Below are 16,350 nucleotides of genomic sequence, written 5' to 3' on the forward strand. Positions count from 1 at the left end.
GCTGGGGGCAACTTGGCGCTTTAGAAACGCCTCCACCTTCGCTATAGGCTGCGCCCATGCAAAAGACTGCGCCTCCAAAGACCTATCGGGTCAAGAGCTTCGGCTGCCAGATGAATGTCTATGATGGCGAGCGGATGGCGGAAATGCTTGCCGAGAAAGGCATCGCCGAAGCGCCCGAGGGCGAGGATGCCGATCTGGTCGTCCTCAACACCTGCCATATTCGCGAGAAGGCGGCGGAGAAAGTTTATTCGGACATTGGTCGCCTGACCAAAGGCAAAACGCAGAAGAAAGCGCCGATGATCGCGGTTGCAGGCTGCGTCGCGCAGGCCGAAGGCGAAGAGATCATGGAGCGCGCGCCAGCCGTGTCCATGGTCGTCGGCCCGCAGGCCTATCACCGCCTTCCCGCCATGATCGACAATGCAGTCGAAGGCAAACGCTCGACCGATACCGATATGCCCGCCGATGCGAAGTTTACCGAGCTACCCAGCCGCCGCAAAGTGTCACCCGGTAGCTTCCTGACCATTCAGGAAGGCTGCGACAAATTTTGTACTTACTGCGTGGTTCCTTACACGCGTGGCGCGGAAATCTCGCGGCCATACAGTGCGTTGGTTGATGAAGCGAGGAAGTTGGTTCAAGCAGGTGCAAAAGAAATCACCCTGCTTGGCCAGAATGTCAGCGCGTGGACTGGCGAGGACGATGCAGGCCGCAAGCTTGGCATGGCGGGACTGATCCGTGCACTCGCCAAAGACCCCGACCTCAAACGCATCCGCTATACCACCAGCCATCCCGCCGATATGGATGACGAACTGATCGAGACGCATGGCGAGATCGACAAGCTGATGCCCTATCTGCATTTGCCCGTTCAAAGCGGCAATGACCGCGTGCTGAAAGCGATGAACCGCAGCCACACGGCGGAGAGCTATCTCAAGCTGCTTGAGCGTTTCCGCGCTGCAAGGCCCGATCTGGCATTGTCAGGCGATTTCATCGTCGGCTTCCCCGGTGAGACCGATGCGGAATTCGAAGACACACTGAAGATAGTCGACGAAGTCCGCTATTCGCAGGCCTACAGCTTCAAATATTCACCGCGCCCCGGCACCCCCGCCGCGACGATGGAAGATCAGGTTCCGCTCGAAGTGATGGATGAACGCCTCCAGCGCCTTCAGGCTTCACTCCGCCGCGATCAACAGGCCTTCAACGACGCCAGCGTTGGCAAGACCTGCGAAGTGCTGGTCGAACGCAAAGGCAAGCTCGACGGCCAATGGCTTGGTAAATCGCCATGGCTGCAATCGGTCCACTTCACCGGAGACGTCGCGATTGGCGATCTGGTGCAGGTTGAACTCATCCAAGCGGGCCAGCAATCGCTGGGCGGGCGGTTGGTCTAAGATTTGACTAGCGGATAGTCGGGCGACTGAATATCGAGCACTGTTAAACCGGTGCGGTCGATAACTTCAGCTGGTGGCACTGTAGGGTTGCTAGGGTATTTCGTCCCATCGTAGCGCAACAAGGCCCGGCCATTTGGCATTCCGCCGCCGCCGACGCCAACGGTAAGCGAGAACCAATCACTACTCTTTGGTTCGACCAAGCCAATTGGTAGCCGTGTGATCGTTGTCCGCGAAACCTCAACCAGCTCGCCAACCTTGTATTGATACACACGCAAGGTGCACCCACCGCTGCCACAGTGATATGGGCTTTCTAGCCTGACGACCAGTTCGTTCGGGCCGTAGCCATCCAAATTTACACTTGCAGCCTTGAATGTCGCGGGTGTTGGATCGTCCGGCCGCTCTTCGTTTTGCTCGGCTACTAATTGCTCCAGAAGTGCAGACATCTCGTCATTGGTAGGCGCAAGCTGCGTGTGGGGCATGACAGATTCAGAAGTGTTTGCCTCGTCAGAAGTGCCCTGAGTGCAAGCGCCGACAAGCGTGCAAAGGGCCAATATTGAGAGGCATGTTCGTCGCATATTCAATCGATAAGGCCTTGGTACGCAACCGACAACCTGCATAACCCAACTGTTGCACTTCGGTGACTTTCCACCGCTACATATTGTGCACCCGCTTGCCACACGCGCGCATCGGCCTATCCTCTGCGTCAGAACAGAAAGGCCCACACTAGGAATATATGGCTCGTAAATCGTCGAGCGCCGAACCGGCGCTCTCATCACCTCCCGTTCCCCAACGCGAAATTCGCCGCGCTCAGGTGGATATGAATTTCGAAAACCAGTCGCTGCTGGTTCCGCTTTTCGGACAATTTGACGCCAATCTGGTGCAGATCGAGAACCGCCTCGGCGTGTTTATCTCTGCGCGCGGCGATACTCTGCATCTGGAGGGCCCCGAAGACAGCGTGGCGCGCGCGCGCGAAGTGCTGCAGGCACTATATGACCGGCTTGCTCAGGGACAGGACTTAGACGCAGGCGCTATCGAGTCGGTGATTGCGATGTCAAACGAACCGACGCTCGACGGTATCGTGAATGGCGACAAGAATGTTCCGCCGATCATGATCCGCACGCGGCGCAAAACCATTGTTCCGCGTTCAAAAATGCAGGCGAGTTACATGCAACAGCTTGCCCATGATGATGTGATCTTCGCGCTGGGTCCTGCCGGTACAGGTAAGACATACGTCGCCGTTGCGCAGGCGGTGAGCCAGCTCATTACCGGCAGCGTGCAACGCTTGATCCTGTCACGTCCAGCGGTTGAGGCGGGTGAAAAGCTTGGCTTCCTGCCCGGCGATATGAAGGAGAAGGTCGATCCCTATCTGCGCCCTCTCTACGATGCGCTGTTCGACTGCATGCCGCCCGAGCAAGTCGAACGCCGGATCGAAAGCGGCGAGATCGAAATCGCGCCCATCGCCTTCATGCGCGGACGCACTCTTTCCGATGCCTTTGTGATTTTGGACGAGGCGCAGAATACCACTAAGGAACAGATGAAAATGTTCCTCACTCGCTTCGGCCAGAACAGCCGGATGGTGGTGTGCGGTGACCCCAAGCAAGTCGATATCCCGGGCGGTGACCGCTTGTCTGGTTTGGCAGACGCCGTCCGCAAGCTGGAAGATGTCGAAGGTATCGGTGTAACCCGCTTTACCCGCGCTGACGTCGTGCGCCATCCGATTGTTGGGCGCATTGTTGAGGCGTATGAAGGACCGGATGCGTAAGCACCTTTCGTGTCGAGCGAAGTCGAGACATGATTGGCCGGGCTTTCGGCTTCGCTCGAACCGAACGGAACGTCAGAATTGAATCTAGAAACTGACCTCGAAGATTGGCCGGATGGTGAGTGGGAAACTCTCGCAGACAAGGCGTCTCAAGCAGCAGCCAGCATCGCTTCAGAGCTTGCGAACTCCCGTCTCTCGACCAGCCTCCTCTTCACCACAGACGCCGAAGTCCGCACCCTCAACCGCGAATGGCGGCAGCGGGACAAGCCGACCAACGTCCTATCCTTCCCGATGCTCTCGCGAGACGAGGTGCTCGATCTCGCACCAGATGGTCCACCTGCAATGCTAGGCGATCTGGCTCTGGCCTATGAAACCTGCGCACGTGAAGCCGAAGAAAAGAACATCCCGCTCGAACACCACGCAGCGCATCTGATTATCCACGGCCTGCTCCACCTCGCGGGCTATGACCACGAAATATCCACCGAAGATGCCGAGCATATGGAGGGATTGGAGATTCAGGCCCTTGCGAGTATGGGGATAGCGGACCCATATGGGGACCGAGACAGCTGATGGACACTTTAGGAGTACCCACGAAGGGCCATGCCCGACATCGATAATTCCGCTGGAGACGCGGACAGTAGAAGCGGGCTGTGGCCCGCGATCCGGAAATTCTTTGGTGCCGATGGCGGCGATCGTTCCCTGCGTGCGCAGCTGGAAGAGAAGATCGACGAGCATGAGGACGAAAATCCGAGTGACGACGAAGAAACGCCGACCAATGGTGACCTGTCGGGCGTCGAGCGGCAAATGCTGCGCAACCTGCTCCATTTCAGCGAGCACGATGCGGATGATGTATCCGTCCCTCGCGGCGAAATCGTCGCAGTATCGGCGGATGCTAGCTGGGAAGATTTGATCGAGAGTTTCTCCGAAAACGGCCATTCGCGGATGCCCGTCTATCGCGGCCAGCTCGATTCTGTGATTGGGATGATCCATATAAAGGACGTGTTCCCGTTTTTGGCAAAAGGCACCCCGCCCCCGGCAGACTGGACGACATTGATGCGCCAGCCGCTCTATGTACCCCAAGCGCGCAGCGCGATTGATGTGCTCGCCGATATGCGTTCCGCCCGGATGCACTTGGCGATTGTACTCGATGAATTCTCGGGCACTGACGGGATCATCACGATTGAGGATCTGGTCGAGGAAATCGTCGGAGAGATCGAAGACGAGCATGATGATCTTCCTGAAGAATTGATCACGCCCATTGGCGAAGGCATGTGGGATTGTGACGCTCGCGCCGAACTGGACGATGTCGCAGAAACGGTCGATAAGCGCTTGGCTGAAGTCGAGGAAGCGGTCGATACGCTCGGCGGGTTGGCATTCGTTCTCGCCGAGCAAGTGCCGACTGTGGGTACTGTTGTTGAGCATCCAAGCGGATGGCAGATTGAGATAACAGCCGCTGATGAAACGCATGTGAAGCGGATGCGTTTGCACCCGCCAATCGAAGTGTCTGACGAGGGCAACGGCAAATAATTTCGGGCGAGCTGCAGTTTTTTGCAACTAACTCCGCAGCTATGCGTTGGCTTGATGAACAGGGACAAAGGTTTACCGCATCATGCCAACTCGCCGCTTGCCGCCTCTTCGCGCACTCGAAGCCTTCATGCGCACCGTGCGCCTGGGTTCTGCCCGGGCTGCATCCGATGAGCTTGGCTTAAGCCCTTCCGCGTTGTCCCGCCGGATCGCAAATTTGGAAGAATTTACCGGCAAGAAACTGTTCACCCGCGCCAAACAGGCAATGCAACTGACCGATGAAGGTCAGGCATTTCATGACGCTATTGCCGACCCGCTTGACGCATTGGCGATGGCGATTGAGAACCAGTCTGAGAATCTGTCGCTGCTGCGACTGCGCCTCGGTGTGCTTCCTCTATTCGGCAGCCAGCGGCTGTTCCCGCACCTGGGTGAACTGCGCAAACGGCATCCCCTGCTCCACATCGATATCGATACAGGTCCACACCTTGATGATCGCGTGGGCGACACGCTGGACGCCGCGATTATCCTCTCGCGCGGCCCCGATACGGCGCTGCATGCCGTCCGGCTTGATCACAATATGGTCCACGCAATTTGCAGCACGGAGATTGCAAAAGCGCTCGGTCCCTCACCAGATATCGAGAAGCTCGCGAAGCAAACCTTCCTGATTCACAACGAGCTTCCCGCAAGCTTTGAAGCATGGAAACAAGCGCTAGGCCTCGACGCAATGGAGCCTGCTGCGATCGACCATTACGATTCCGGCCAGTTGATGCTCGAGGCCGCTGCGCAGGGCCTCGGCATTGCGATTATGCATGATGACCATATGAAACGCGCCGCCGACAATAGGCTCGCACATCTGTTCGATGTCGAGGTCGAAAGCCCGTACAGCTATTGGTTTATCTGCAAGCCGACCGCATTGGAATCGCGCCCGGTCCGGCTGTTCCATGATTGGCTGGTACGAACGGGGCTCTAGTCCGAACCTTCGTTTTCTTCGATGCGGACCGCGTGCGCACATAGCGGTTGCCGCGCTGCCATGGGTCCCGGATGCACCTTGTCGACATCACCGCACTCAACTTCCGGCTTCTTGATGTCGTTTGGCTCGAGCGCAGCATGTGCTGCCGGATCGCCATAGGCAGCAATCCATGTCAGACAGTCACCCAGCTTACGGATGCTGTGCTTCGCGCCGGCGCTGGCTGACGGGTTGCAATTGATGACCAGTACATCGGCAGCAGGTGATGCTTTGTAACGGCGCAGAATGCGCAGGAACTCACCCCGTTCGGATACAGCCAGCCGGTCCATATCATTGACCATCGGATCACCGCTGAAGAATGGCGAAGTATTGAAAACGTAAGCCCGGACCTGCGGGTTCTCGATGGATATCTGTGTGGCTAGCGCGCCTCCTAGCGAATGACCGGTGACTTCGATCGGCACCGTCGGCAGCAATTCAGCATCAAGTTGCGCCCGCTCGGCGTCGTAAACCATGCGCGCACCGTTGCGCTGGCCATCGCCCAATGATCCGGAGAAGATGTCCGATGTGGAACCGGCTTCAGTGCCGCGAAACGCCAGTACTCTGGCAATCAGCTTACCGCGCTCGCCGCCGCGTACCTCATACTTGTCGAATACCGAGTAAGCGAGGCCGCTATCGTCATTATCGGCTGCTTTACGCTCCACAAAGGAGGTTGGCAGGCGCGTGTAGGTGTCTTCGTCCTTGTAAGCATTGGAGCTAAGCATCGCATAGGCATAGCTCTCTACCGCAGCCTCGCGCACAAAATCGCACCAGCCGCCCGGTTCGCTCCGGCACGGACTGCGCGATTGCGTCAGGTCCGGAAGGGGTGTGATGCAGCCGGTAAGCGCCAGAGCACCTACAAGCACCGCGAAGTTGCGGATCATCACACCCCGTCCTGTATTCGTCAGCTTAGGAAACCGTCGCTTTGACGATTGTACCCGGTGTCGCTGGTGGTTCACCCTTTGGCAGAGCGTGGACATGTTCCATGCCGCTCTCGACCTGACCCCAGACGGTGTATTGGCCGTCGAGGAAGTGCGCATCGGCAAGGCAGATGAAGAACTGGCTGTTTGCGCTGTCCGGCACTTGTGTGCGGGCCATCGAGCATGTGCCTTCGCTGTGCGGCTCCGAGTTGAACTCGGCTTTCAGATCGGGCTTGTCGCTGCCGCTCATGCCGGTGCCGGTCGGATCGCCGCCTTGCGCCATGAAACCGTCGATCACGCGGTGGAACACAACGCCGTCATAGAAGCCTTCGCCAGCCAGCTCGGTGATCCGTTCAACGTGCCCCGGCGCAAGATCGGGACGTAATTTGATGACAACATCACCGCCAGAATCGAGCGACAGAGTGAGTTTTTGATCGGCCATATTCAGTAATCTCCTTTGATTTGGCACCCGATATAAGGATTGGCACGCCAATGTCACCCGCGAGCGCTGCACGGCCCCAAAAGATTGTCGTGCGGTTTGTCATCTTGCTTTTCAGACTGACACCCTTAGACGGACCCCATGGCGCAGGGTGATCATCAGGACGACGAACTGATGCTGGCGGACAAACCGGCAGAGGAAGAAGTGCGCCCCGATGACCGGATTGATGACGAACGGCTCGACGAAGAGAACACGCTGAAAGCCAACTATGTCCGGTCCGTGCGCGATGCACTGGAGGATGGCGACAAGACACAGGTCTATGACCTGGTCGAGCCGCTGCACCCTGCCGACATCGCCGACTTGGTCGAGCTGTGCGATGCCGATGAGCGGGTAGAGCTTGCCGCCGCAATCACCGATTTGATGTCGAGCGATGTGATCGCCGAGCTCAACGATTACGTCCGTGAGGACATGATGGAGGCGCTGCCCGCAGAGGCGGTTGCATCCATTGCCGAACAGCTGGAGACCGATGACGCGGTCCAGATGATCGAGGATCTCGACGTCGCCGACCAGCAGGCTGTTCTTGCTGAACTGGACGAAGACGACCGCGCCGCGATTGAAAGCGCGCTGGCCTATCCAGAAGAAACCGCTGGCCGTCTGATGAGCCGCGAAGTTGTCGCGGTGCCCGAGCACATGACCGTCGGCAGTTTGATCGACTTTCTTCGCGAGAACGTCGATCTGGCAAATGATTTCTACGAGATTTTCGTGGTTGATCACAAGCATCACCCGGTCGGGACCTGCCAGCTCAGCTGGGTCCTGCGAACCCCGCGCCACATCGCGTTGGCCGACGTGATGAAGCGCGATCAAACGCTGATTCCTGATATGATCGATCAGGAAGAAGTCGCGCTGATGTTCCAGAAATATGCGCTGATCTCGGCTGCAGTCGTCGACGAAAGTGGCAGGCTCGTCGGCCAGATGACGGTGGATGACGTGGTCCACATCATCTCCGAAGAGGCCAGCGAAGATGCGCTGCTTATGTCGGGTGCAGGCGAAGGCGACATCAACGAACCGATCCGCGAGGCCTATGGCGCACGCGTCCGCTGGCTGATTGCCAATCTGGGTACCGCTCTGCTTGCCAGTGCGATCATCTGGTATTTCGGCGCGGCTATCGAGAAGCTCGTGGCGCTGGCGGTGCTGATGCCGATCGTGGCGAGCATTGGCGGTAATGCCGGTACGCAGACAATGGCGGTATCGATCCGCGCGATTGCGATGAACCAACTGACCGAAGCCAATACCGGGCGCATTTTGTGGCGCGAAATGCGCGTGGCCCTGCTCAATGGCCTTACCATAGCGGTGCTGATCGGCATTGCGACCGCGCTGATTTTCACGCCGATGCTCGGCGCGGTGATCGCGCTGGCGATGGTCATCAACATTATCGTCGCCGGTTTTGCGGGGGTGATGGTGCCGGTGATTTTCGAGCGGCTTGATCAGGATCCGGCTGTCGCAAGCTCGGTTTTTGTGACGATGATCACCGACTCGATGGGCTTTTTCGCCTTTCTCGGGCTGGCTGTCGCGGCAGGGCTGGCGGGCTGAAACCCTGCACGATGGAACACATGGAACAGGGTCCAAGGCAGAAGTTCTTTGGGCCGCAATCCATGACAATCCAGTTCGAAACTGAAGAGGTTTGTACGGAGACATTCGACCTGTCTGAACCAACTCTGTGGCTGTAGGACAGCAACTTTCCCCGTCCTCGCTCCGACCACTGGGTAAGCGATGACGAAGAGTAGTTGAGTGCGCGGCCAAAATCTCTACATCCATCCCATGCCTCTCAATATGACCAAGATCGCGTTTGGTGCGAAAAGCTGGGAAGACCTCGCGGGATGGTACGTTGATCGCGAAGAGATCAGGCTCACCACCCGTTATCAACCCAAACGGCATGAGGAGATGGTTGGCGGATCGCTCTATTGGATTCTCAATCACGCATTGGTCGCGCGATCAGAAATTCTCGGGTTTGAACAGACGCCCGAAGGCCGCTGGTGGATACATCTGGAACCAAAGCTCGTCCGCGTTCACCCGCAACCCAAACGCGCGCATCAAGGCTGGCGCTATCTCAAAGAAGAAGACGCCCCAGCAGACGTGGCAGATGGTGACGAGATCGGCGATGCGATGCCTGGCAAAATGATGGGCAAGTTACAGAGGCTGGGGCTGATTTAGGCTGGGTGCTGCGCAGTGCTGCGTGGTTGACAAACCACCGACTCAGCCATATGTCACCAAATAGTGACATATCAATTTTCTCATGACGACCTGATCTGGAAAGCGCTCGGCGACGCCCGGCGACGCTTGATTATCGAAGTACTCGCGACCGGCCCCAAACAGACTGGCGATCTGGTCCAGCTGTTCCCTGACATTGGACGTACAGGTGTTCTCAAACATATCGATGTTCTTACTGAGGGAGGCATCATCCATGTCCGCCGTGAGGGCAGAACACGTTGGAATCACCTCGACCCAGAACCCATTAGATCGGTCTGCAACAGTTGGGTGGCCAAGCATATTGATGGAATCAAATCCTCCGCAACCAAACTGAAGCTGATCGCTGAAAAGGAACAATGAACATGAGTGAACCGACCGACGCAAAGATTGTAAAATATCAATTCGAAGTACCGATCAAACGAAGTCCGGCAGACATATGGGACCTTATGATCAACCACATTGATGCATGGTGGATGGAGGACTTCCGTGCGTTGGGAGAAGGCTCAACAGTAACTCTTGGGGCAGAAGCAGGCGGCCAATTGGTCGAAACCGGGTCAGATGGCAGCGTTTTGGAGTGGTATCGCGTGCAGATGATTACGCCTGGAAAATCGTTGTATCTCGTCGGCTATCTGGCACCTGATTGGGGTGGACCGACGACATCTATGCTCAAGCTTGCTGTTGAGGAACGTGATGATGGCGGAGTGCTCTCGGTTTCAGACGCGTTGCATGGCAACGTGACGGAAAGTTCCGCCGGTGCCGCAGAAGGTGGTTGGAAGATGCTGTTCAACGATGGGCTGAAAGGACTCGCGGAGAAATAATGACGTCCTCACTGCTCCGGTCTCCAAGCCAAATTTGAGTATGCCACTCCTGATACTGGACCACTGCTAATGGAAATAGAAACTGAGCGATTACGTTTGCGCTTTTTGCGCCAAGACGATTTCGACATTTATGCAGATTACTATGCCGACCCGCGCACTGCGCGTTTCGTGGGAGGGCAGATGTCCCGCGACAAAGCATGGCGCCATATGGCTGCGATCGTGGGCCACTGGTCCCTCAAAGGGTTCGGGCAATGGGCCGTCGAAGAAAAAGCCACAGGCAGGATGATCGGCTGCATTGGGCTATGGGAGCCAGAGGGCTGGCCCGAGTTGGAAGTCGGATATTGGCTTGTCGATGCTGCACATGGAAAGGGCTACGCAACAGAGGCGACAATAGCGGCGCGAAATTACGCCTACGAGAACCTCGGTGCAAAAACGCTGGTGAGCTATATCGACCCATCGAACGAGCCATCAATGCGCGTTGCCGAGCGAGCAGGCGCATGGCTAGATGACACAATCGAACTCCTCGATCTTGGCCCGCACCACGTTTATCGGCACCCGCAGCCCGGATGACAGTGCGTGATGAGTCGCAGGCCGATTTTGCCCGCTCACGCCGGAAACTTCTCCGCCACGCGCCTTAGCGCATTCACATACACCTCCGGCGTCTGCGCGCCGGGAATCAGCATTTTGCCTTCGACGATCATTGCCGGAACGCCGGTTATATTGAGATCATGCGCTTGCGCTTGTTCTGCGCGGACATGCTGCGCCATTTGCGGGTCGTCTAGGACTGCCGAAGCGGCCTGACGGTCCAGCCCTGCTTCCTCAACTACATCAAGCAACACATCGCGTTGGCCGATATTGCGGCGTTGATTGAAATGGGCCTCGAACAGAGCAAGCTTGAGCTGGTTTTGCTCGGTCGTACCGACAGCGGCAAGCGCCCAGCTCGACACTTTATGCGCGTCAAATGTGTTCCACATCATCGCCGGAGGTGCTTCACCGGCTCCCTTGTAATCAAGCGATACTCCCGCCTGCTTGGCAACTTCGCGCATCTGGTTTTGGACGCCCCTGGTTTCTTCAGCGGTGCGGCGATATTTGCGCGCGATATGTTCGGAGCGCTCCTCTCCCTCAACCGGCATATCAGGATTGAGTTCGAATGGACGCCAGCGAATTTCCGCTTCGATCTCGCCTTCCAATTCGGCGAGGCCCTTTTGCAGTTGTCCGTATCCGATGATGCACCACGGGCACATCACATCGGAGAATATATCGATGGTCATTTTGCGGGCGCCAGAGGAGGAGGATTCGGCCATTACGCGCTTTTCTCGATCCACCATTTGAGCAAGTGAGAGGCTATCGCTTGCCTTGGCGGTGTATTCATCGGAGCGTCGGCATCGCCATTGAGTGCGGCGGCAACTTCTTCACGCGTGAACCAGCGCGCATCGGCCAGTTCGGTGGTGTCTAGCGTGATCTCGTTGTTTTCGGCCACCGCATGGCAGCCCATCATCAATTGCGATGGAAACGGCCACGGCTGGCTAGCGATATAAGTCACGTCTTTCGCGACAATGCCCGATTCCTCGAGCACTTCGCGCGCGACGGCTTCTTCGATGCTCTCACCCGGTTCGACAAAACCCGCGAGCGCGGAATAGGCGCGTTCCGGCCAGCCTAGGCCGCGACCGAGCAGTAATTTGCCCTCATATTCGACCAGCATAATGGTAACCGGATCGGTGCGCGGGAAATGCTCGGTTCCGCACACGGTGCAGCTGCGCTGCCAGCCACCCTTACCAATCTTGGTATCGCCGCCGCACGCCGCGCAGAAACGGTGCCGCGCATGCCAATCGACAAGGCTACGCGCGCCGCCATAGAGTGCCAGATCATCGGCGCTGAGCGTGGCCATTAGCGACCATAATTGCGGGTTCGCCATCCGCGGGCTGGCATCACCCTGTGCCGGCACGGCAGCGAAGCAGGCCTTGCTCCCTCCATCTTGGGTGTCGAGACCAAGGAAAACCAGCTCCGCATCCTCGGCGGCATCGGCCAGAGTGCTCCATGCCAGCGCACCGGCATCGTCCATTTCCGGCATCAACCCGTTCAGCTTCAGCAAGCGGGCTTTCCAATTCATCAGCCCTGCAAGCGCATCTGCATCCGCACGGACATTATCCGCCCGATCGAGCCGCGATCCTGTAAATGCCAGCATCTAGCGTCAGCCGTCCACCAATTCGGCAGCCGCCTCAGTTGCGCCTCCGACCGCCGCATCTCCGGCCATCGCGGCTTGCATTGCCGCGAGATCCTTCAGCACCAATTTGGGGAAGTCTTGTTGGATCGTGTATTCGGTCGATGGCATATATTGCGTGAACATCGCGGCGCGAAGTCCGCTATCAATATCGGCGAACGCCGCCGTGCCTGCGGCCCCGCCCCAGCCAAATGCTGTGCCGGTTACACGGCCGCCCGCGCCAAATAGCTGGCCCTCAACCCACGATCCGGTCAAGTCGACAGTGTCAGGCAACATGTTGGTGGTACCCATGCGCACAGCGCGTTCGCTCATCACGCGAGTACCGTCAATTTCACCCAGACCGACGAGCATCCGTTGGAACTTGTCATAATCATTCGGGCTACAGACTAGGCCAGCACCACCGAACGGGAAGGCTGGTTCGTCCAGATAGATTGACGCGGCGGCGGGATCGAGCGGCAGCAAAGTGCTGTTGAGAATACCATAATTGGTCGAGAAACGCCCGACTTCGCTTGCCGGAACCTGGAACCAGGTACTGTCCATACCGCAAGGTTTGAACAAGCGCTCGGACAAGAACTGGTCGAACGGCATGCCCGATGCGACTTCGATAACCCGGCCCATAAGGTCGAGGCTGACCGAATAGCTCCACTTCGTGCCCGGCTGATAGACCAGTGGCATTGTCGCCAGCTTGTCCGCGAAGGCGGCAAGACCTTTAATTGTCGTCTGATCGCTAACGCCAGGGATCTTCATCCGGCTGACCTGACCGGGGCTCAGTTCCGCCTCATTGTAAGCCTTCTGGATCGGACCTTTTTGCACGATATTGTAACCGAGGCCCGCCGTGTGCGTCAGCAAATGCCGGATGGTGATAGGACGTACCGCAGGCTCAAGATTATCCTCGGTGATCGCGCCGTCATATTCTTTCTGAACCTTCATATCGGCGAAGGCAGGCAGGATATCGGCAAGCGGCGTATCGAGTGTCAGCTTGCCATCTTCGATCAGCATCATCGTCGCGATACCGGTGATCGGTTTGGTCATTGAATAGATGCGGTACAGCGTGTCGCCGTCCGCGTCTGTCATACCACCCAGTTGCAACGTTCCGCGATTGATCAGTTCGTAGTCATTTTGACCCCAGCCGAGAGTCGCAACCATATTGGCGACTTTGCCCTCATCGACATATTCATTGACTGCCGCAGTGACACTTTTCCATGCCGTACCGTCCATCTGCGCAAAGGCAGCACGCCCCATCGGCATTCCGGCCAGAGCCGCACTGGCACTCAGAAACGCAGTTCCGCGCAGCAGCGAGCGACGATTCAGGGGCATAGTATCGAATTCAGTGAACGCCATAGGACAGGTCCTCTTTTGCAATTTTGTTTGCGCAGTCTTTGGGGGAAGGAAGGTGAACGGTCAATTACGGCTTTTGTAGCTTGAAACGACACGGTGTCATACCTATATAACACACATGCTGAATATACTCTCATTCCTCCTCGGAATTCTCTCGCTCGTCGTTGTTATACCAGCGACTATACCGCCGCTCGGCGCGTTAAACTGGTTGGCATTGCCGTTTATCGTGATCGGCATTGTGCTTGGCGCTTTGTCATCGAGTAATAGCGGGCGCAATTTCTGCCTGATCGTCGGCCTGATTGCGGTCATCCGCCTAAGTCTAGGTGGTGGCTGGATCTAATCCTGCGCCAGCGCCAATCGCGCGGCCTTGGCGAACAAGGTCGGTAGGCCTGCGTCGTCAATCTCGGCAATAGGCCACCATTGGCCAGCACGCTCCGTCGGGTCGGTTGGTACGGTGGTTTTCAGCACCAACATTTCAAGGGAAAAATGCGTGAACGTGTGACGGACCAGCCCGAGCTGTTCCCACTGGCTGTCTATCAGCGCAATCGTATCCCCATTCCCACCTGAATGCCATCCATCATCGGGCAGTGACCGCATTCCGCCTAGCATTCCTGTGCCCTGCCGCTTCTCTAACCAAACGTGACCTTCGCGCTCGATCCAATAGGCAGTGCCTTGCCGAACGGGCCTTACCTTCTTCGGCGCCTTGATCGGGAACCGTGCGGGATTATCACTTATTAACGCCTGACAATCATCGGATAGCGGGCACAGAAAGCATTTCGGATCACGCGACGTGCAAATGCCCGACCCCAAATCCATCATCGCCTGCGCAAAATCGCCCGCATACTGATCCGGTGTGATCGCATCGGTATGTATGCGAATGGTCTTACGCGACCCCGGCAAGGGCTCCTCGATTGCGAATAGGCGCGACACAACGCGTTCGACATTGGCGTCGACCACTACCGCGCGTTGGCCAAAGGCAATCGCAGCCACTGCAGCAGCGGTGTACGCACCCAGCCCCGGCAACTTCAGCAGCTCTGCCTCAGTCTCAGGAAAACCGCCAAGCTCTTTCACAGCAGCGGCGCATTTCACCAGATTGCGCGCCCGCGAATAATATCCCAGCCCTGCCCACGCGGCCATCACATCCTCTTCGGGCGCGCCGGCTAGATCATCGACCGTCGGCCAACGCTCGGTGAACCTGGCGAAATAGGGCTTCACCGCAGCAACGGTGGTCTGCTGCAGCATCACTTCGGACAGCCACACGCGGTATGGATCGGGCGCAGGCTGGCCGGGCTGCGCCCGCCACGGCAGCTCACGCGCATGCGTATCATACCACTCCAATAATCGAGTGCTGATCGTATCCTTGCTGGCAGTCACGCGGTGCCTATGGCATGGCGCTTCTCACGATGGAACGGGATAGCGACAAACCTCCAAAGAATAAGGTGCAGAAAGCTGCACCCAAACGGCGCGCCAAAGCGAAGCAGTGGCAGCGTGCCCGTGGCGGACCTGCAAAACCGATATCCGAATTGATGCCACAAATCGGGCGTACGGCTTTTCGCCGGTTTGGTTTCGTACAATCCTCTGTCGTCACCCGCTGGCCTGAAATTGTCGGCGAGCACCATGCCAAGGTCTGCGCGCCCGAAGCAATCCGCTTCCCCCCGGGCGATAAGGAAAACGGTATTCTCCAGCTCGTCGTGCTGCCCGCTCACGCACCGCTGATCCAGCATGTGATCCCGGAGATCATGGAGCGGGTGAACCGTTTCTTCGGCTATCAGGCCGTATCCAAAGTCAAAATCCGGCAAGGTGCGGTTAAGCCGCCCGAGGATAAAAATCGCGCCAAAGCGCCACCGTCACTCAAGCCGATCCCAATGGAATTGGGGGAAAGCCTGCGCGATGTCGGCGATCCGGAGCTACGAACCGTACTTGAATCGCTCGCGCGCAGCCTTGGAAGCCGGAGCGATGATGATGACGGCGGCGAGACACAATAGGGGTATAAAGTTGAAGACATTTCTTAGAGCGGGTGCGGTAATCACCGCCGCGCTTCTCACGACGGCAGCGACCAGCAATTGGGCTGCAACCGTGTCCGATAATGGACGCGGCAAAGTGATCGGCAATCCTGATGCCAAGGTCACGCTGACCGAATTTGTAAGTTATACCTGCCCCCACTGCGCAACGTTCACATTGCAGGGTGAGGCCCCGCTGCAACTCGCTTATGTCGGCACCGGCAAGCTCATGTTGGAAGTCCGCTCGGTGATCCGCAATCCGGTCGACACGACGGTGACGATGCTAGTCCAATGTGGCGCGAGCGATAAATTCTTCCGTAATCACGCTTACTTCATGACCAGTCAACGCACCTGGCTCCCGATTGTTCGACGCCCGACCCAAGGCCAACGGCAGCGATGGAACGCGCCGAACGGTGCCACTGCACGCAAAGCGATCGCTGAGGATGCAGGCTTTTACAGTATGATGGAAACGCGCGGATATACGCGCACTGAGCTCGACACCTGCCTGAACGATGAAGCTAGGGCCGAACAGCTCAAGACCAACACAATCGCAGATTTCGCCGATTTCGGTATTACTGGCACACCGAGCTTCGCGATCAATGGTGAGACATTGCCCAATGTTCACGATTGGAGAGCGCTGGAGCCGCAACTCAATGCAAAATTCGAGACTTTCTAAGGGGAAAACCCTTGGGACAAACT

The 16,350-nt window shown here is 57.4% G+C and carries 20 protein-coding genes; 13 read left to right on the top strand and 7 right to left on the bottom strand.

The annotated features are described in order from the left end of the window. Window positions 1-56: 56 nt before the first annotated feature. Complete coding sequence (gene miaB, locus J9777_RS07190) at window positions 57-1,382, top strand: tRNA (N6-isopentenyl adenosine(37)-C2)-methylthiotransferase MiaB (RefSeq protein WP_209348044.1); 1,326 nt, start codon at window positions 57-59, stop codon at window positions 1,380-1,382. Here miaB and J9777_RS07195 read toward each other — a convergent pair. Continuing rightward, window positions 1,379-1,861 (bottom strand): hypothetical protein, encoded by a 483-nt coding sequence (locus tag J9777_RS07195; RefSeq protein ID WP_209348045.1) that lies wholly within the window; start codon window positions 1,859-1,861, stop codon window positions 1,379-1,381. The genes miaB and J9777_RS07195 overlap by 4 nt on opposite strands. A 254-nt stretch (window positions 1,862-2,115) precedes the next feature. On the opposite strand from J9777_RS07195, the gene J9777_RS07200 reads away from it, so the two are divergent. The 4 genes from J9777_RS07200 to J9777_RS07215 all read left to right on the top strand — a co-directional run bounded on the left by J9777_RS07200 (window position 2,116) and on the right by J9777_RS07215 (window position 5,635). Continuing rightward, window positions 2,116-3,144 carry a PhoH family protein gene (locus J9777_RS07200; RefSeq protein ID WP_209348046.1) on the top strand — a complete coding sequence of 343 codons (1,029 nt, stop codon included), beginning with the start codon at window positions 2,116-2,118 and terminating at the stop codon, window positions 3,142-3,144. Window positions 3,145-3,222: 78 nt separating this feature from the next. Further along, on the top strand, window positions 3,223-3,711 hold the full coding sequence (gene ybeY / locus J9777_RS07205; protein ID WP_209348047.1) for an rRNA maturation RNase YbeY: 489 nt from the start codon (window positions 3,223-3,225) through the stop codon (window positions 3,709-3,711). A 30-nt stretch (window positions 3,712-3,741) separates the two neighbouring features. Beyond that, the gene (locus J9777_RS07210; protein WP_209348048.1) at window positions 3,742-4,668 is read left to right on the top strand and encodes a hemolysin family protein; all 927 of its coding nucleotides are present in this window, start codon (window positions 3,742-3,744) and stop codon (window positions 4,666-4,668) included. 82 nt (window positions 4,669-4,750) lie between these two features. Next, window positions 4,751-5,635 (top strand): LysR substrate-binding domain-containing protein, encoded by an 885-nt coding sequence (locus J9777_RS07215; RefSeq protein WP_209348049.1) that lies wholly within the window; start codon window positions 4,751-4,753, stop codon window positions 5,633-5,635. On the opposite strand, the gene J9777_RS07220 is transcribed toward J9777_RS07215, so the two are convergent. Both J9777_RS07220 and J9777_RS07225 read right to left on the bottom strand, forming a co-directional pair. After that, window positions 5,632-6,552 (bottom strand): hypothetical protein, encoded by a 921-nt coding sequence (locus J9777_RS07220; protein WP_209348050.1) that lies wholly within the window; start codon window positions 6,550-6,552, stop codon window positions 5,632-5,634. The genes J9777_RS07215 and J9777_RS07220 overlap by 4 nt on opposite strands. 25 nt (window positions 6,553-6,577) lie before the next feature. Next, window positions 6,578-7,030 carry a peptidylprolyl isomerase gene (locus tag J9777_RS07225; RefSeq protein WP_209348051.1) on the bottom strand — a complete coding sequence of 151 codons (453 nt, stop codon included), beginning with the start codon at window positions 7,028-7,030 and terminating at the stop codon, window positions 6,578-6,580. A 138-nt stretch (window positions 7,031-7,168) separates the two neighbouring features. Here J9777_RS07225 and mgtE point away from each other — a divergent pair, with 138 nt between their 5' ends. The 5 genes from mgtE to J9777_RS07250 all read left to right on the top strand — a co-directional run bounded on the left by mgtE (window position 7,169) and on the right by J9777_RS07250 (window position 10,662). Continuing rightward, window positions 7,169-8,617 carry a magnesium transporter gene (mgtE, locus tag J9777_RS07230; protein ID WP_209348052.1) on the top strand — a complete coding sequence of 483 codons (1,449 nt, stop codon included), beginning with the start codon at window positions 7,169-7,171 and terminating at the stop codon, window positions 8,615-8,617. A 228-nt stretch (window positions 8,618-8,845) separates the two neighbouring features. Continuing rightward, window positions 8,846-9,238 carry a DUF1489 domain-containing protein gene (locus J9777_RS07235; protein ID WP_209348643.1) on the top strand — a complete coding sequence of 131 codons (393 nt, stop codon included), beginning with the start codon at window positions 8,846-8,848 and terminating at the stop codon, window positions 9,236-9,238. 63 nt (window positions 9,239-9,301) lie between these two features. Next, window positions 9,302-9,634 (top strand): metalloregulator ArsR/SmtB family transcription factor, encoded by a 333-nt coding sequence (locus J9777_RS07240; RefSeq protein ID WP_209348053.1) that lies wholly within the window; start codon window positions 9,302-9,304, stop codon window positions 9,632-9,634. A 2-nt stretch (window positions 9,635-9,636) separates the two neighbouring features. Continuing rightward, window positions 9,637-10,092, top strand: a complete 456-nt coding sequence (locus tag J9777_RS07245) for a hypothetical protein (protein WP_209348054.1) — start codon at window positions 9,637-9,639, stop codon at window positions 10,090-10,092. 69 nt (window positions 10,093-10,161) lie between these two features. After that, window positions 10,162-10,662: a GNAT family N-acetyltransferase gene (locus J9777_RS07250; protein WP_209348055.1), complete on the top strand. Its 501-nt coding sequence runs from the start codon at window positions 10,162-10,164 to the stop codon at window positions 10,660-10,662. Window positions 10,663-10,697: 35 nt separating this feature from the next. Here the strand turns inward: J9777_RS07250 and J9777_RS07255 are convergent, their stop codons facing one another. From J9777_RS07255 to J9777_RS07265, 3 genes are read right to left on the bottom strand one after another with little or no spacing between them, the layout of a single operon-like run. Beyond that, window positions 10,698-11,363, bottom strand: coding sequence for a DsbA family oxidoreductase (locus J9777_RS07255; RefSeq protein ID WP_245228533.1), 666 nt, complete (start codon window positions 11,361-11,363; stop codon window positions 10,698-10,700). Window positions 11,364-11,395: 32 nt separating this feature from the next. Continuing rightward, window positions 11,396-12,277 carry an NAD(+) diphosphatase gene (nudC, locus tag J9777_RS07260; protein WP_245228534.1) on the bottom strand — a complete coding sequence of 294 codons (882 nt, stop codon included), beginning with the start codon at window positions 12,275-12,277 and terminating at the stop codon, window positions 11,396-11,398. Window positions 12,278-12,283: 6 nt separating this feature from the next. Continuing rightward, window positions 12,284-13,654, bottom strand: coding sequence for a serine hydrolase domain-containing protein (locus J9777_RS07265; RefSeq protein WP_209348057.1), 1,371 nt, complete (start codon window positions 13,652-13,654; stop codon window positions 12,284-12,286). Between the two features lie 115 nt (window positions 13,655-13,769). Between J9777_RS07265 and J9777_RS07270 the strand changes: the two genes are divergently transcribed. Beyond that, window positions 13,770-13,991, top strand: a complete 222-nt coding sequence (locus J9777_RS07270) for a hypothetical protein (RefSeq protein WP_209348058.1) — start codon at window positions 13,770-13,772, stop codon at window positions 13,989-13,991. On the opposite strand, the gene J9777_RS07275 is transcribed toward J9777_RS07270, so the two are convergent. Continuing rightward, window positions 13,988-15,025, bottom strand: coding sequence for an A/G-specific adenine glycosylase (locus J9777_RS07275; protein WP_209348059.1), 1,038 nt, complete (start codon window positions 15,023-15,025; stop codon window positions 13,988-13,990). The genes J9777_RS07270 and J9777_RS07275 overlap by 4 nt on opposite strands. 29 nt (window positions 15,026-15,054) lie before the next feature. On the opposite strand from J9777_RS07275, the gene J9777_RS07280 reads away from it, so the two are divergent. Together J9777_RS07280 and J9777_RS07285 are read left to right on the top strand one after the other, a co-directional pair. Beyond that, window positions 15,055-15,636: a DUF721 domain-containing protein gene (locus J9777_RS07280; protein ID WP_245228535.1), complete on the top strand. Its 582-nt coding sequence runs from the start codon at window positions 15,055-15,057 to the stop codon at window positions 15,634-15,636. A 10-nt stretch (window positions 15,637-15,646) separates the two neighbouring features. Then, window positions 15,647-16,327, top strand: coding sequence for a thioredoxin domain-containing protein (locus J9777_RS07285; protein ID WP_209348061.1), 681 nt, complete (start codon window positions 15,647-15,649; stop codon window positions 16,325-16,327). Window positions 16,328-16,350 lie beyond the last annotated feature (23 nt).

Source organism: Pontixanthobacter sp. CEM42, from assembly GCF_017812015.1.
GTDB lineage: Bacteria > Pseudomonadota > Alphaproteobacteria > Sphingomonadales > Sphingomonadaceae > Pontixanthobacter.

Bases quoted from the DNA above. Each gene is read 5' to 3' on its own strand.
- miaB (WP_209348044.1), top strand. From the start codon at position 57: ATGCAAAAGACTGCGCCTCCAAAGACCTATCGGGTCAAGAGCTTCGGC.
- J9777_RS07195 (WP_209348045.1), bottom strand. From the start codon at position 1,861: ATGCCCCACACGCAGCTTGCGCCTACCAATGACGAGATGTCTGCACTT.
- J9777_RS07200 (WP_209348046.1), top strand. From the start codon at position 2,116: ATGGCTCGTAAATCGTCGAGCGCCGAACCGGCGCTCTCATCACCTCCC.
- J9777_RS07210 (WP_209348048.1), top strand. From the start codon at position 3,742: ATGCCCGACATCGATAATTCCGCTGGAGACGCGGACAGTAGAAGCGGG.
- J9777_RS07215 (WP_209348049.1), top strand. From the start codon at position 4,751: ATGCCAACTCGCCGCTTGCCGCCTCTTCGCGCACTCGAAGCCTTCATG.
- J9777_RS07220 (WP_209348050.1), bottom strand. From the start codon at position 6,552: ATGATCCGCAACTTCGCGGTGCTTGTAGGTGCTCTGGCGCTTACCGGC.
- J9777_RS07225 (WP_209348051.1), bottom strand. From the start codon at position 7,030: ATGGCCGATCAAAAACTCACTCTGTCGCTCGATTCTGGCGGTGATGTT.
- mgtE (WP_209348052.1), top strand. From the start codon at position 7,169: ATGGCGCAGGGTGATCATCAGGACGACGAACTGATGCTGGCGGACAAA.
- J9777_RS07235 (WP_209348643.1), top strand. From the start codon at position 8,846: ATGCCTCTCAATATGACCAAGATCGCGTTTGGTGCGAAAAGCTGGGAA.
- J9777_RS07245 (WP_209348054.1), top strand. From the start codon at position 9,637: ATGAGTGAACCGACCGACGCAAAGATTGTAAAATATCAATTCGAAGTA.
- J9777_RS07250 (WP_209348055.1), top strand. From the start codon at position 10,162: ATGGAAATAGAAACTGAGCGATTACGTTTGCGCTTTTTGCGCCAAGAC.
- J9777_RS07255 (WP_245228533.1), bottom strand. From the start codon at position 11,363: ATGACCATCGATATATTCTCCGATGTGATGTGCCCGTGGTGCATCATC.
- nudC (WP_245228534.1), bottom strand. From the start codon at position 12,277: ATGCTGGCATTTACAGGATCGCGGCTCGATCGGGCGGATAATGTCCGT.
- J9777_RS07265 (WP_209348057.1), bottom strand. From the start codon at position 13,654: ATGGCGTTCACTGAATTCGATACTATGCCCCTGAATCGTCGCTCGCTG.
- J9777_RS07270 (WP_209348058.1), top strand. From the start codon at position 13,770: ATGCTGAATATACTCTCATTCCTCCTCGGAATTCTCTCGCTCGTCGTT.
- J9777_RS07280 (WP_245228535.1), top strand. From the start codon at position 15,055: ATGGAACGGGATAGCGACAAACCTCCAAAGAATAAGGTGCAGAAAGCT.